Annotated in this window: 14 protein-coding genes; 8 read left to right on the forward strand and 6 right to left on the reverse strand. The window is 62.2% G+C overall.

What is annotated here, in order from left to right:
* Positions 1–93 precede the first annotated feature (93 nt).
* From HWY05_RS29515 to HWY05_RS29535, 5 genes are all read left to right on the forward strand, one after another.
* Complete coding sequence (locus HWY05_RS29515) at positions 94–1,680, forward strand: FAD-dependent monooxygenase (protein WP_176060527.1); 1,587 nt, start codon at positions 94–96, stop codon at positions 1,678–1,680.
* Positions 1,681–1,998: 318 nt separating this feature from the next.
* Complete coding sequence (locus HWY05_RS29520) at positions 1,999–3,114, forward strand: SpoIIE family protein phosphatase (protein ID WP_244146730.1); 1,116 nt, start codon at positions 1,999–2,001, stop codon at positions 3,112–3,114.
* A gap of 14 nt (positions 3,115–3,128) precedes the next feature.
* Complete coding sequence (locus HWY05_RS29525; protein ID WP_035563933.1) at positions 3,129–3,692, forward strand: SiaB family protein kinase; 564 nt, start codon at positions 3,129–3,131, stop codon at positions 3,690–3,692.
* A gap of 20 nt (positions 3,693–3,712) precedes the next feature.
* Positions 3,713–4,099, forward strand: a complete 387-nt coding sequence (locus tag HWY05_RS29530; RefSeq protein WP_035560132.1) for a DUF1987 domain-containing protein — start codon at positions 3,713–3,715, stop codon at positions 4,097–4,099.
* A gap of 11 nt (positions 4,100–4,110) precedes the next feature.
* Entirely contained in the window at positions 4,111–4,869 is a 759-nt protein-coding gene (locus HWY05_RS29535; protein WP_051981065.1) for a GGDEF domain-containing protein, read from the forward strand.
* A gap of 6 nt (positions 4,870–4,875) precedes the next feature.
* Here the strand turns inward: HWY05_RS29535 and HWY05_RS29540 are convergent, their stop codons facing one another.
* Positions 4,876–5,550, reverse strand: coding sequence for a class I SAM-dependent methyltransferase (locus HWY05_RS29540; protein WP_035560131.1), 675 nt, complete (start codon positions 5,548–5,550; stop codon positions 4,876–4,878).
* Positions 5,551–5,635: 85 nt separating this feature from the next.
* On the opposite strand from HWY05_RS29540, the gene HWY05_RS29545 reads away from it, so the two are divergent.
* Positions 5,636–6,400, forward strand: coding sequence for an AraC family transcriptional regulator (locus tag HWY05_RS29545; RefSeq protein WP_176060529.1), 765 nt, complete (start codon positions 5,636–5,638; stop codon positions 6,398–6,400).
* Between the two features lie 88 nt (positions 6,401–6,488).
* Positions 6,489–7,253 carry a ParA family protein gene (locus HWY05_RS29550; protein WP_035560127.1) on the forward strand — a complete coding sequence of 255 codons (765 nt, stop codon included), beginning with the start codon at positions 6,489–6,491 and terminating at the stop codon, positions 7,251–7,253.
* Between the two features lie 21 nt (positions 7,254–7,274).
* Here HWY05_RS29550 and HWY05_RS29555 read toward each other — a convergent pair whose 3' ends face one another.
* The 3 genes from HWY05_RS29555 to HWY05_RS29565 all read right to left on the reverse strand — a co-directional run bounded on the left by HWY05_RS29555 (position 7,275) and on the right by HWY05_RS29565 (position 10,496).
* Positions 7,275–8,378 (reverse strand): serine hydrolase, encoded by a 1,104-nt coding sequence (locus HWY05_RS29555; RefSeq protein WP_176060530.1) that lies wholly within the window; start codon positions 8,376–8,378, stop codon positions 7,275–7,277.
* Positions 8,379–8,603: 225 nt separating this feature from the next.
* Positions 8,604–9,395 carry an alpha/beta hydrolase gene (locus HWY05_RS29560; RefSeq protein ID WP_176060531.1) on the reverse strand — a complete coding sequence of 264 codons (792 nt, stop codon included), beginning with the start codon at positions 9,393–9,395 and terminating at the stop codon, positions 8,604–8,606.
* A 120-nt stretch (positions 9,396–9,515) separates the two neighbouring features.
* On the reverse strand, positions 9,516–10,496 hold the full coding sequence (locus HWY05_RS29565; RefSeq protein WP_176060532.1) for an amidohydrolase family protein: 981 nt from the start codon (positions 10,494–10,496) through the stop codon (positions 9,516–9,518).
* A 150-nt stretch (positions 10,497–10,646) separates the two neighbouring features.
* Between HWY05_RS29565 and HWY05_RS29570 the strand changes: the two genes are divergently transcribed.
* On the forward strand, positions 10,647–11,594 hold the full coding sequence (locus HWY05_RS29570; protein ID WP_176060533.1) for a LysR family transcriptional regulator: 948 nt from the start codon (positions 10,647–10,649) through the stop codon (positions 11,592–11,594).
* A 13-nt stretch (positions 11,595–11,607) separates the two neighbouring features.
* Here HWY05_RS29570 and HWY05_RS29575 read toward each other — a convergent pair whose 3' ends face one another.
* Together HWY05_RS29575 and HWY05_RS29580 are read right to left on the reverse strand one after the other, a co-directional pair.
* The gene (locus HWY05_RS29575) at positions 11,608–13,644 is read right to left on the reverse strand and encodes a M3 family metallopeptidase (protein ID WP_176060534.1); all 2,037 of its coding nucleotides are present in this window, start codon (positions 13,642–13,644) and stop codon (positions 11,608–11,610) included.
* Positions 13,645–13,753: 109 nt separating this feature from the next.
* The gene (locus HWY05_RS29580) at positions 13,754–14,587 is read right to left on the reverse strand and encodes an AraC family transcriptional regulator (RefSeq protein ID WP_176060535.1); all 834 of its coding nucleotides are present in this window, start codon (positions 14,585–14,587) and stop codon (positions 13,754–13,756) included.
* Positions 14,588–14,648: the final 61 nt, after the last annotated feature.

Raw genomic sequence — 14,648 nt, forward strand, 5'->3', positions numbered from 1 at the left:
AGGCTGAGGGTACTGTTGTGCGTCCGCGCGGCCGTCCGGTCTTCGATCACGCCCCGCGACGCCGAAGCCGCCAACTTTTACGAGGAACTGACCATGGATCATCGCGTTCCGGTTTTGATCGTCGGCGCCGGGCCGACCGGTTTGACACTGGCGCTGACGCTACGCCATTACGGCATCGCGGTGCGGGTGATCGACAGGCTGGAGAAACCCGCGGACCTGTCGAAAGCGCTCGCGGTGTGGCCGGCGAGCCTGGAACTGTTGAGCGGCCTGGGCGTTGGCGCGGCGTTCGACGAGGCGGCCGTCGCCATGAGCGCGGTGACGTTCGGCGACGGCGCTCGCCGGCTGGCGCGCGTGTCCATGAAAGACGGCATCGACAGCGCGCATCCCGATCCTCTCCTGCTGCCGCAGTCGCGCACCGAAGCGATTCTCACGGCACGCTTCGTCGAGATGGGCGGCGTGATCGAGCGTGGCGTGGAACTGACCGGCCTGAGCGAAACCGCCGATACCGTGACGGCCACGCTAAAACAGGCGGACGGCCGGATCGAGGAAGCGGCCGCATCGTGGCTGGTGGGCGCCGACGGGGCGCGCAGCGCGGTGCGCCATGCCCTCGACATCGCGTTCGAAGGCGATACGGAGCCCGACACGTATCTGCTCGGCGACGTGCGTATCGACGGCGCCGAGCTCGATCAGCACAGCATTCACATCTGGTGGCACGACGGCGGCACGGTCGCGCTGTTTCCGTTCGCGCACGACGTGTGGCGTGTGATCAGCCGCCGCGTCGGCGACGATGCAACGTCGCGAGGCGACGAACCGCCGACTCTCGATGAACTCCAGCAGAAGGTGACGCGCCACGGCCCGCCGAACGCGACACTGTCGTCGCCCGGCTGGCTATCCACGTTTCGAATCAACGAGCGGCTCGCGGCGCGCTACCGCGAGGGGCGCGTGTTTCTCGCTGGCGACGCCGCGCACATTCATAGTCCGGCGGGCGGGCAGGGCATGAACACGGGCATCCAGGACGCGGCGAACCTCGGCTGGAAGCTCGCTTACGTGCTCCAGGGGCGCGGCGAGGCCGCCACGCTGCTGGACAGTTACGAGGCCGAGCGGCGGCCGGTGGCGCGCCATGTGATCGACAACGCGGCGCGACTGCTGCATGTCGGCATGGCGCCGCATCCACTCGCGCGTCTTGCCCGCGACGCGGCCGTGTCCGTACTCGACCACGTGCCGGCGTTGCAGGAACGCTTGCGAACCGAGATGGCCGAGACGGATATCACCTATCACGATGGTCCGCTGGTCGCGCTTGGCGGCGCGTCGGGGCATCCTGCGCGCGGTTTTCCGGGCACGCGCGCGCTCGATCTGTATTGGACTCATGCAACTGACGGACAACGGCGGACGCTATGGCCGCTACTGGATGCACGTCATACGTTGGTCGTGTTTCGCGGCGGTGAGGCGTCGAGTGTCGAAGCCATCGTCGCGCCGTTCGGCGACGCGGTTCAAAGCGTACCGCTCGATCCCGCCGACGATCCGGCAGGCGAAGCGCGCCGGCGCTACCGCTTTGCAGGCGAAGGCGACGGTTGGGTACTGATCAGACCCGACCAGGTGATCGCGCTGCGGGGTACGTCAGCGGATGTGACGTTGCTGGAGCGTTATCTTCGGGATGTTGTCTGCTTACGAAGCCCGTGAGCCAGTAGTCGCCGAGACGCAACGCACGCTCAAATAATCGCAAAAAGCTAATAACAAAGAGGAAAACGTTTGCAACAGGCCTTTCAGCGGATCGGCCTCCCGTTTCACTTTCGAGGATCCTTTCTTTAATGATTGGCCGTAACGAAACTGACATATAGACGCATTAGCGTGCTCATTTCTTGTTCAACGGGTAGGCTCGAAATGCATCCCGCGCTTGCGCAGTTTCGTCGCCCCGGAGTCACCGCAAGCCCGCGTTGCGCCGGCGATTTGTGTCACGAATTTCCCGCTGTCGATGCCGCCGATTCGAATTCCCTTGCCATGGAGATTTTCTATGCGCGGCGCGACATGGGGAGTTTGGCCGTGGTGGAAGGCGATCGTCCGATCGGACTGATTAACCGCGATATTTTCCTGTCGCAAATGAGCAAGCCGTTTCACCGCGAGCTCTACGACAAGAAAAGCTGTATCGCGTTTATGGACAAGGAGCCGCTCATCGTCGACGCCGACATGAGTATCGAGGCACTGACGTTCAAAACGGTCGAGGCGGGCAACAAGGCGCTGTCCGACGGTTTCATCGTGACGCGGCAGGGCCGCTTCGTCGGACTGGCGAGCGGCTTTCAGCTATTGGGCGCGGTGGCCGAAGTGCAGGCGGAAAAGAACCGCCAGATCATGCAGAGCATCGAATATGCGAGCGTGATCCAGCAAGCCATGCTGCGTGCTTCGCGCGACGCGCTGTCGTCCATGCTGGCGGACGCCGCGCTGGTGTGGGAGCCGCGCGACGTGGTGGGCGGCGACTTCTATCATTTCGCGTCGTTTCCCGATGGATGGTTTTGCGCCGTCGCCGACTGTACCGGCCACGGCGTGCCCGGCGCGTTCATGACGCTGCTTGCATCGGCTTCGCTGTCGCAGGCGCTCGAACGGATCGGGCCACGCGACCCAGCCGCGCTGCTGGCGGCGGTCAACCGCAACGTCAAGGGCCTGCTCGGTCAGGAACATGGGGCGGGCGAGTCGCCGCAGTCGAACGACGGCCTCGACGCCGCGTTCTTCTGGTTCGACGCGCAATCGCGGCAACTGCATTTTTCCGGCGCGCGCATTGCGTTGCATGTTTTGCGGCCGGATGCCGAGGCGTTCGACAGCATTGCCGGCGAGCGCATGGGCGTGGGTTATGTAGACAGTCAGGCGGACTACGCGTGGGCGCTGAATACCGTTGAGCTTCCGCCAGGCAGCCTGCTGTTCGTTTCAACCGATGGACTGATCGATCAGATCGGCGGTCCGCGAAAAATCGCTTTTGGGAAGCGTCGCGCGCTCGGCCTCATTGTCGAGAACCGCATTCAACCGTTATCCGCCATCTGCGAAGGTCTGCAGCGCGCTTTGGCCGACTGGCAGGGCGCCCAGGCGCGCCGCGATGACGTCACGCTATTTTTTGCACGCGTTTAGGGTAGTCCATGAACATGTTTGAACTTCTGGAACAGGATGCCGCATTCTTCGAACTCGCTCAGCGGCGCAACCTGATTTTTTATCATAAAGGCTACTTCTCTCACAGCATCGTCGCGGCAATGAGTGAGGTCGTGAAACTGCAACTGGAAGTGGCGGGAGTCAGCGGACCGACCCGGCGCAAATTGTTTTCGTCCTTTATCGAACTCGCGCAGAATATCGTCCACTATTCGTCGGACTCGCTCGTCGAGGGTGGCGTCGAGGGTGGTGCAATTCGCGAGGGCGCGGTGTGCATCAGCACCGAGGGCGAGCGTCATCTCATGCTCTGCATGAATCCGATCGCGACGTCGGCGGTAAGTAATTTGCGCGAAAGGCTCGAGCCGTTGCGCAATATGTCGCTTGAAGAAATCAAGCAGGCGTATAAGCTGACGCTGCGCGCGGATACGCCGGAAGAAAGCAAAGGCGCGGGGCTCGGGTTTCTGACCATGGCGCGCGACGCGAGCGCTCCGCTGGAGTTTGCCTTTTATCCGCGTGTGGATACCCCGGAAACCACGCTGTTTTGCCTCAAGACCATCATCTGACCCAGTGACGAGTACGCGCCATGGATAATCTTTATATTGCGGCTACGACGACGTCGCCGGAAGTCGATTTTCAATTCGATCAGAACATGCTGACGTTCCGGGGCGAGTCGTATCCCGAGAATGCGGCCGCGTTTTACGCCCCGATCATCGAGCAGCTTCGCGCCTACCTGGCGGCTTGTCACGACGCCGTGATCACGGTCGAGGTCACGCTCACGTACTTCAACAGTTCGAGCACGAAAATGCTGTTCAGCGTGTTCGACGCGCTGGATCAGGCGGCTTCGGCGGGCAATCAGGTACTCGTGCGGTGGTTCCGCGACGCCGAAGACGAAACCATTCTCGAATTCGGTGAAGAATTGCAGGCCGATTTCACGGCGATCCAGTTTACCGATTGCCCGGTTGCGACATAAGGACGGTTACGGTGGTGTCAACTTCCTCTTCGGACACACCTTCGAACGACGCTCCGGACCTGTTCCGGAACGAAAGCGAGGCGCTGGAGAAGGCCCGCGCGATTCATGCGAACGCCGACGCGGACGCCGGGCAATCGCGCCTGGCGCTAGCCGAATTGATTGGGCATTTCGAGCGCCTGATGCGCGAAACGCGTCGCCTGATTGGACGCAGCGACCGCGCCGAGCGCGAGATGCATGCGCTGACCCAGCAACTGCAATATCGCGCGACTCACGACGCGTTGACCGACGTTCTGAACCGCAGTGCGGTGATCGAGCGGACCATCAAGGCGTTGCGCGTGGATCGCGCCGTGATGATCCTGCTCGACATCGACGAGTTCAAGAAGGTCAACGACGATTTCGGCCACCCGGTGGGCGACGCGGTGATTCTCGGTATTGTCGATTGCTTGCGGCGTATTGTCGGTGATCGGGGTGTTATCGGCCGGGTTGGCGGCGAAGAGTTTACCGTGCTGTTGCCGGGGCACAATCTCGCCGACGCACTGCAGTTGGCGGAGAAAATGCGCGCGGCGATCGGCAATCATGTGTTCGCGGCACCCGTGAATCGTCGCATTACGGCGAGCTTCGGCGTCAGCGCCAATGCAGCGCGGACTGATTTCGACACCGCATACGGCTTAGCCGATTCCGCTTTGTACAAAGCAAAACGCGGCGGCCGCAATCGCGTGGAGTTTGCCGATCAGCAACTGGCCTCGCTGACGGTGTCGGGCGAGGATTGAATACGCTTAGCCAGAGATCGGGGCAGCGGGAGTTTTGTCGGCGCGCACGATCTCGATGGTGCCGAGCATCGTGCGGAATCGTCCGTCAACGTGAACACCTTTGAATCCCGCCTGCTCCACCATGCCGGGCAATTTGCCGCGGACGTTGTCCTGCGTCGTCCGGAAACCGTCCACTAACTGAATGACGAGAAAAGCCGCGCGCATCAACGGATCCTGCGCGGCGCCCCAGTCGGCGATATGCAATTGTCCGGCCGGCTTCAGCACCCGACGTATTTCAGCCAGCGTGCGCTGTTTGGCGTCGTAGTCCAGGTGATGGAAAAAGAGGCTCGATAGCACGCTGTCGAAATGGCTGTCGGGAAACGGTAGCTGGAACGACATCGCATGCGTGAAGCTCACCGACACCCCGCGTTCCGCCGACTTGCGCCGGGCGCGCGCCAGAATCGCCGGATCGCCGTCGATGCCGTGCATCTCCAGTGCCGGTTCGCGCTGCGCTACCATGCAGCCTAACGTTCCGGTGCCACATCCCACGTCGAGTACTCTTTGTCCCGGTTGCAGCGCGACGCCGTCGAGCAGTGCCGATTTGAACATCCGCTCGCGGGATGTCATCGCAACGACGGGGTCGTATAGCGCAGTCAGGGAAGCGAAGCGCAGCGCGTGGATATAGCCGTTATTGGAAGACATTCATGCACCTCGAGAGCGCGGGTTAAGGATCGAGACGCCAGCATGCGCGCGGTCATGCTCTCAGCACTTGAATAAACTGGCTGATATGTCCGCGACTCCATTCCATCTCTATGTCTGGCCGCAGCGCCTGCTGATGCTGGCGCCCGCTCACGCGTCGGACTCGCATCGGCATCATCTGGCGCAGATCGTGTTCGGCCTCGATGGGCCGGTTGTCTTTGAGTCGCCGCAAAGCGGCGTGCTCCGCGCCGATCTGTTGCTCATTCCGCCCGATGTTCCGCATGCGCATCCCGCGTTCGGAACGTCGGCGGTGTTGTATCTGGAGCCTGAAAGCATCGAGTGGGCGCGCTTTAGCGGCCGTGAAAACGCCGGCCTCGCTGCGTTGCCGTTCGACCCGCGGTTGCGCGCCCTCGCGCGCCATGCCGCTGCCGGCGATACGGTTGCCGCGCAGTCGTTGGTGGACAGTCTGATCGGACAGCCGGCGCACGGCACGTCGACCGAAGATGTGCTCGTCTCGCAGGTTTGCGCGCTGGTTCGCGAGCGTCTCGACGGACCAATTACGTTGGCGGCGCTGGCCGAGGCCGTGCATCGCTCACCGGGCCGGCTCGCGCACCGTTTTCGCGACGCGATCGGCGTGCCTTTGCGACGCTACGTTTTATGGTGCCGCCTACGCGCGGCGGTGGAAGAGGCCATGTGCGGATCGAGCCTGACCCGCGCGGCGCATGTGGCGGGTTTCGCGGACTCGGCGCACCTATCGCGTACGTTTCGCGCGATGTTCGGCATTGCGCCGTCGTTCCTGTTCGAGCGCGGCCGCGTTAGCGTGACGTTTTGCGAAACCGCCGCGGACAGCTAGCCGGAAAATAGCCCCGCGTGCCGCATCCCGACACACACGACTCAGGTATGCTGGGGTCTTCGGGTTAGCTTCCGTGCAAGGGGAGAATATGCGGCGCGTCGTATTCAATCAGAAAGGTGGCGTAGGTAAATCGACGATCGTGTGCAACCTGGCGGCCATCAGCGCCAGCGAAGGTTTGCGCACGCTGGTGATCGACCTGGATGCGCAGGCGAATTCAAGTCAATACCTGCTCGGCGCAAAAACCAGCGAGGCGCATCCCACCGTTGCCGGCTTCTTCGAAACCGCACTGACGTTCAGCTTCAAGCCCGTGGAAATAACGTCGTTCATTCATCCGACGCCGTTCGAGAATCTCGACATCATGCCCGCGCATGCCGACCTGGACGCGTTGCACGGCAAGCTCGAATCGCGCTACAAGATCTACAAGTTGCGTGATGCGCTCAACGAGCTCGACATGTACGACGCGGTTTATATCGACACGCCGCCGGCGCTGAACTTCTATACCCGCTCCGCGCTGATCGCCGTCGAGCGTTGTCTGATTCCGTTCGACTGCGACGACTTCTCCCGTCGCGCGCTGTACACGTTGCTGGAAAACGTGAAGGAGATCCAGCAAGATCACAACGACGCGCTGGAAGTGGAAGGCATCGTCATCAACCAGTTTCAACCGCGTGCGAGCCTGCCGCAGCAACTGGTCGATGAACTCGTCGCCGAGGGCTTGCCGGTGCTGGCTTCGCGGTTGTCTTCGTCGGTGAAGATTCGCGAATCGCATCAGCAGGCGAAGCCCGTCATTCACCTCGATCCGGGGCATAAGCTTTCGCAGGAATATCGCGCGTTGCATCGTGAGCTGAGCGAATAGCGGGAAGCTTTGGCCTTCGCGTTAGTTGGCGGGTTCAGGCCCGATTCCGCTCGCGTTTTGCGCGGACTCGGCCAACCACACCAGCTTCTCCATTTTCAGTTGCCCTATGCGCTTCGACGTAAGCCGCGCATCGATCCGGTTCACCACGACCAGATCGAGCGACGGCACGACGACAGCATATTGCCCCAAGTGACCATCGGCCCAGAAAGTAGGCCTTAGCAGCGCCGCTTTCGGGCCGCGAGGCCGGCTTGCCGGTACGCTCGTCCACCACATGTAGCCGTAACCGCCGGTTGTCGTGTCCGAATACGATTGCGTCGATTCGGCGACCCATTCCGCCGGCACGATCTGCCGGTCGCGCCAACGGCCATCGTGCAGATACAGCAGCGCGAAACGGGCAAGATCGCGGGCGCTCATGTCGATCAGATAGGCGGGATACCGCGTGGCGAGTCCGCCGGACACATCGTGGCCGTCCGATGGCCGGTAATCCTGCATGCCGATGGGGTTCGCGATCTCCGTCTGCAGCGCCTGGAAAATATCCTGACCGCTGGCCTTTGCGTAGATCGCGCCGACCGTGTTGAAGTCCCAGTTGTTGTAGTACCAGAACGTACCCGGTGGATGGCTATAGCGCGGTGGTTTGGCGGCTTGCATTTCCGCCGTTTCGTACACGGACGGGTGATAAACGCCGGAGCGTGCCTCCAGCAGCATGCGCACGGTCGCCTGCTTCTCGGTCGGCGAAAGAGTGGGTTCGTTGTCGTCGACGCCGAGTTGCGCGAGCGTGTCGTCGAGGTGAATTTGGCCGCGTCCGACCGCAATGCCGATCAGTGCGCTCATGAAGCTCTTGCGCGCCGAATAGAGATTGGATCTTCTCGATACGTCGCCCCATTCGGCAACGACTACGCCGTCGTGGACGATCATGCCGGACGTCGAACCTTGCTGTTTCGCGTAGGCGACAGCGCGGTCGATACCGTCTTGCGAGAAACCCTGTGTGGTCGGTGCGGCTCGCGTCCAGTCGGCGCCGGGAAATGTGGATTGCGGGTTGGATGCCTCGGGCGCGGATGCTGACGCCGATGGTTGCTCCGACGCACATGCGCCGAGTATCGATACGAGTCCCGCTGTGACAAGCACGCGAGATACGCCTCCGTGCCGGGTTGTTTTGCTCAGGCCGGACATACTCCCCCTCTCTGACATGGTTTGCCTCGCTGTCGGTTCTATGCCTCTCTTTAACGTCGCAGGATCGAAAATCCGTCGCCATCAAGCTTGAACTAATAACGCGGCCGAACCCAGCCAACGATGAAAAAAAACCCTTCGAGCCTAGGCTCGAAGGGCATCAATGCGCTTTATGCGACGCGCTTAGTTTTTCGCAGCAGCGGCCTTCTCGATCAGCGTCGCGACAACGGCAGGATTCGACTCGTACACCGCATGGCTGCCCGGCGTTTCAACCACCGTGGAGCCGGCACGCTTCGACATCGCGCGCTGGGCATCCGGCGGAATCATCTTGTCGTCCTGGGTGACCAGATACCAGCTCGGCTTGGTGCGCCAGGCCGGCGTGGTGACTTCACCAGCCAACGCCTCCACGCCCCACGGCACCTGGGCGTTCGCGAGGAAGGCGGCGCGTTCAGGCTTCACGTCGCCGGCAAAGGCGGCAGCGAACTTCGTCTTGTCCAACATCAGGAAACCGTTGACCGGCGGCAGGATCGGCGGCGCCGACGCGCCCGGAGCGGGCGTGCCGATCAGCTTCTGAACCGATTCGCCTTGGTCCGGCGCGAACGCCGCGATGTAGACGAGACGCGAGACCTTCGGGTCGTTGCCGGCTTCGGAGATGACAGCGCCGCCGTACGAGTGACCTACCAGGACTACCGGGCCGTCTTGCGCATCCACGACGGCTTTCGTCGCGGCCACGTCGGCGGCGAGCGACGTCGTGGGATTCTGCACGATGCTGACGTTGAAGCCCTTGGCCTTTAGCAGCTTGTAGACAGCCTCCCAACCACCACCGTCGACGAAACCGCCATGAACCAGCACGACATTGTTGACCCGGTCGCCGGCGGCAGCGGCAGGGCCTGACGCCGTGACGCCGAGTGCCAGCGACGTGAGGCCCAGCACGCCGAGAAGGCCGCGCCAGGGGGAGAAAGAATTGGATTGCATCTGATACCTCATAGAGTAAGGATGATGGAAATGCATGCCCGTCGGGCATTACTACGGTGCGAGTTCAATCGCACGCTTGTAGTTCTGTCGGGTGAGTTCCTGCTGTTTTTGGCGCGCGAATCAGGCAAGCCGGAACAAGCGTTTCGCGTTGTCGCGGCCGATCTTTTGCCGGTCGTTGTCGCCGATCTCCGAACGGTCGAACCACGTGCTCGCTTCTTCCATCGTCTCGAACGGGTAGTCGGTCGAAAACAGCACGCGGTCGCCACCGAGTTCGTCGATCGCGTTACGCATGGCGATCGTGCGGAAATTGCCGCTCGTGGTGACGTGAAAATGCCGCTGGAAGTAGTCGATGAAAGGCCGCTGCGCCTTGATGCCCATCGGGTTCTTGCCGGTCGATGAAGCCCAATGGGACGTGCGCCAGATGTTGTTCTGCACGAGTTCGCCCAGATGGCCGAGAATCACTTGCAGCGTCGGGTAAGCGTCGAAGAGGCCGCTGCCTATTAGCCGCAGGGCGTGGACGCCGGTCTCGGGCGAGAACGCCCATGCCGGACCTAACAACCAGGGGTGCCCTTCGTACGCGAGCTGCTGGCTTGGCAACGGATTACGCGGATGCAGATAGAACGGTACGTCGAGCCGCGCCACTTCGCTCCAGAATGGCCAGTATTGCGGCCGGTCGTAGTAGGTTGCGTTGTCGGCGCTGCCGATCTGCGAGAAGCCGTTCACCAGCGCGCCCTTGAAACCCAATTCGGACACGGCGCGCGCCAGCTCGCGAGCGGCGGCTTCGGGGTCTTGCATCGGCAATGCGGCGAACGCGCCGAAGCGGTCCGGGCGGCGCGCTACCTGCTCGGCAAGCAGATCGTTCGCGCGTCGTGCGACGTCGATGGCCTTCTGCTTGTCGGCGATTGCCTGGACAGCCGGCGCGTTCAACGACAACACCGTGTACGCGATGCCGCAGGCGTCCATACGCTCGATGCGCTCGGCCTGAAAGTCGAGTAATTGCCGGCGCCGTTCCGGCCAGATGTCGGCGGTGAAGTAATGCTCGGAATCGCCAATCGTATCCGGCGACGCGAAATGCTCTTCGAGTGCGATCTTGTCCTGCATGAGCCCTCCCAAGATGTTGGCGGTTCTACGTCCGCTGGCGCTTGCGCGCGCGGCGGGTTGAAACCAGCATAGGGCGGGCACGATTCCCTGTTAAATTTTGGTTTTGAATACCATCATTCACGATATCTATATCCGCACACCGACCCAGCGATGAAAGCCGATACCGAGTTGCGTAATGTCGATCTGAATCTTCTGCTCGTGTTCCAGGTGCTATACCGGAACCGGAGTACGACGCGGGCGGCGGAGTCGCTCCATCTGACGCAGCCTTCGGTGAGTAATGCGTTGAAGCGGTTACGCGGATTGTTCGACGACGTCCTGTTCGTAAAGACCGCCGAAGGCATGCAACCCACGCCGCGTGCGGACGAAATCGCGGCGCTCGTCGACGAAGGGTTCGCCTCGCTGCGCCTGGCGATGCAGGCAGGGCGGACGTTCGATCCGGCCACCGCCACGCGCACGTTCCGGCTATACGTCAGCGACCTCGGCCAGGCGATCTTCATTCCGCCGCTGGTCGCGCATTTGCAGCGGGTCGCGCCGAATATCCGGATCGTGACGGCCGACCCGCCGCTCGATGCCGCGCAGCAAATGATGAAGCTCGGCCAGATCGATCTGGCCATCGGCATGTTCACGGGACTGCATGCCGATTTTCATCAGCAAAGGCTGTTTCCGGAAATGTACGCGGCGCTTGTGCGCAAAGATCATCCGACGATCGGCGCCGCCATGTCCGTGGAGGAGTTCTTCGCGGCCGAGCATGTGATCTACACGCCTACGGCAGGAAGTCACGCGCGTTTCGAGGCAGAGCTCAATGCGCTGTCGCCGCATGGCGGCGATACGCGCCGGGTGGCGTTGCAGCTCACGCATTCTTTCGGGCTCGATCGGATCGTTGCGTCCAGCGATCTTGTCGCCTGTATTCCGAGCCGCCTCGCTCGCGTGCTGGCGGGCCGGAACGATGTCCGGCCCGTCACGCTTCCGTTCGATATCACGCCTGCCGATATCGCCCAGTTCTGGCATGAGCGATATCAGCGCGATGAAGGGCACCAGTGGTTGCGTGCGCTCGTTTATGAGCTGTTTTACGACCTTCGGCCTAGCGTGGTGCTTTAAAAGCGTTGACCCACTACGCCAGCAATCCCCGCTTGCGCAACATCGGCGCCGCCTTCGGATCGCGGGCAAGGAACGCGCGGAACGCAGCACGCTGTTCGCGACTATCCCCGGCGCTATAGACATAACGTTGCAGCTTGTCGGCTAACACCGGATCAAAAGCGTCGCCGGCTTCTTCGAATGCGTCGAACGCCTCGGCTTCCAGCACTTCCGCCCACATGTAGACGTAGTAGCCCGCGGCATAGTACGCACCGCCAAAAACATGGCCGAAGTGAGGCAGCCGGTGGCGCATTCCCACTTCGCGCGGCACGCCGAGACGCTCGCACTCGCGCGCTTCAAAGTCGGCAATGTCGATACTCTCCGGGTCTTCGTGAAGATGCAGCGCCATATCGATCAGAACCGACGACGTGTACGCCACTGTCTCAAACCCCTGGTTAAAAGTCTGCGAAGCACGAATACGCTCGATCAGCGCAGCAGGAATCGGCGCACCGGTCGTCACGTGGCGTGCGTGCTTTGCCAGCACTTCCGGCACCGTGGCCCAGTTCTCCATGAGCTGCGACGGCAGTTCGACATAGTCTCGCGGCACGCTGGTGCAGGCCAGCCGTCCATACGTCACATCGGACAACAAGCCATGCAGACCGTGACCGAATTCATGGAACAGCGTACGGACGTCGTCGAAACTGAGCAGCGTGGGGCCGTTGCCGCCGCGCGCGAAATTGTTGTTGTTCACCACGAGCGGAATCGCTCTACCGCCGTTGCGCGTCTGAGTCCGATAGACGCTCATCCATGCACCGCCCTGCTTGTTCGGACGCGCAAAGTTATCGCCGAGGAATACACCAATCAGGTCGTCGCCGCGCCGCACTTCCCACAGACGCACATCCGCGTGATACAGCGGCACGCCGGTCTGCTCGACGAAGCGAACGCCGAACAGGCGGCTGGCGCAATCGAACATCGCATTCAGCATGGCGTCGAGGCTGAAGTACGGCTTCACTTCCGCGTCGTCCAGCGCATAGCGGGCCACGCGCACTTTCTCGGCCAGGTAGTACCAGTCCCACGGTTCGATGTCGGTGGGCTCGCCGAGCGCGGCGGCCTGCGCGACCAGCGCCTGACGTTCCTGCTCGGCGCTCGCTTTGGCCGGTTCCCAAACCTGGCTGAACAGGTCGTACACGGCGGCGGGTTCGCCTGCCATGCGGTCGGTCAGCGCGTACACCGCGTAGTTGTCGTAGCCGAGCAGACGTGCCTGTTCCGCACGCAACAGCAGGATTTCGCGTGCCAGCGGGCGGTTGTCCCGCTCGGGCGTTTCGCCACGGCCGGTCCATGCGCGCCATGCGGCTTCGCGCAAATCGCGACGTGTGGACCACGTGAGAAACGGCTGCACCAGCGAACGCGAAAGCGTAATGACGTAGCCATCGACGCCGCGTTCCTGAGCCGCACTCCGCGCCGACTGCCGAAGAAAATCGGGCAGGCCAGCGAGGTCGGCTTCGGTGGTCAGCGGCAGTTGGTAACTGGATTCATCGGCGAGGACGTTTTGTGCGAAGCCGGTGTACAACTCGGCCAGCCGCTCCGCGATCGCAGCGAAGCGCTCACGGGCGGCGCCTTCCAGCGTAGCGCCCGTGCGGACGAAATCGGTATGCAGCCGTTGCAGCAGGCGTTGCTGTTCTTCGTTCAATTCCAGTGTTGCGGCTTGCTGAGAAACCGCGTTCAATCTGGAAAAGAAGCCGGCATGCATGGAGACCTGGCTGTCGTGCGCGGCGAGCAGCGGCGCCATGTCGCGCTCCACCGCCTGCAACGCCGCCGACGATTCCGACGAGCACAGATTTTCAAAGGCCAGACGCACGCGATTCAGCCCTGCGCCGGCGGCGTCGAACGCGACTGCGGTGTTCTCGAACGTGGGAGCGGCCGGATTGGTGGCCAACGCGTCGATTTCCGCGAGATGCGCCGCGAATACGACGGCGAAGGCCGGCGCAAAGTGTTCCGGTTTGATCTGCGCGAAGGGCGGCAGTTGGTAAGGGGTTTGCCAGTCTTGCAACAGCGGGTTGCTGTGGTCGGTCATCGCGATCTGCCTTGTGGGCGTCAGGGTCCAGGAGCTGACATGATAAGACATTGCCGCCGACGGTAAGCGCAAGGAAAGCGATGCTGAAGTGTTCCACTACCGCTACGAATCAGCTCTTCAACGGCAACCAGATTTCCAACCCACCCATGCCGCTGATTGGATCGAATTTCTCGTCATAGCGCTCGAAATGCGGCGCATCCGCCGGCGTATGTCCTGACGCCGGCAGCCATTGATTCCAGATCGTATTCATGGTGCGGCGAATCGCCGACACATGCTCGCGATGGCTAAACACCGCGTACCGTTGCGCGGGAATCCGCACGCGGCTGAACTCTGCCGGTAAGGCCGAAAAGTCAGTGACTTCGACGCCGCACAGGTAGTCGAAATTGCCGGCTTCGTCGGCGTTGTAACCGACCCCGTAGGCGACGCCGCTCACCTGCCCCGGCACCTTGCCGCCATAAGCGTTGAAGCGCTGCCACTGCGACGGAATCGCGGTGCTGGTATTGCACGTATAGCGCTCGCCCAAACCGGCGACGAGCAGCGGTTCGCCGTCCACAAAGCGCGGCGGTTCCAGATGCGTGAGAAGAGTTTCGTCCATTTTGATCGGCTCCACGAGAGCAAGGTTGTCGAGATGACCTCGCGCGCGCAGCGCGTCGGGCGTGAGCCCGAATTGCTCGCGAAACGCACGCGTGAATGCTTCGTGGGAGCCGTAACCGGCGTCGAGCGCGACCGCTAGTATCTCGGGCGCGCCGCCGGCAAGACGCCGCGCGGCTTCGCTCAGACGACGTGCGCGAACGTAGCGCATGACCGAAAGCCCGGTGGCCGCTTCGAAAGCGCGCGCCATATGGAAGCGCGATACGCAGCCGCAATCGGCAATGTCGTCGAGCGTCAACGCGTCGGCAAAGTGACTTTCGATAAACCAGAGCGCTTTTCCAACCGGGTTCATATCGGCTCTCACATCAGCATGAAGCCAGCTTAGCTAACCGCGGACGGACCCATTTGATCGG

This window comes from Paraburkholderia sp. BCC1876 (assembly GCF_902833695.1).
GTDB lineage: Bacteria > Pseudomonadota > Gammaproteobacteria > Burkholderiales > Burkholderiaceae > Paraburkholderia.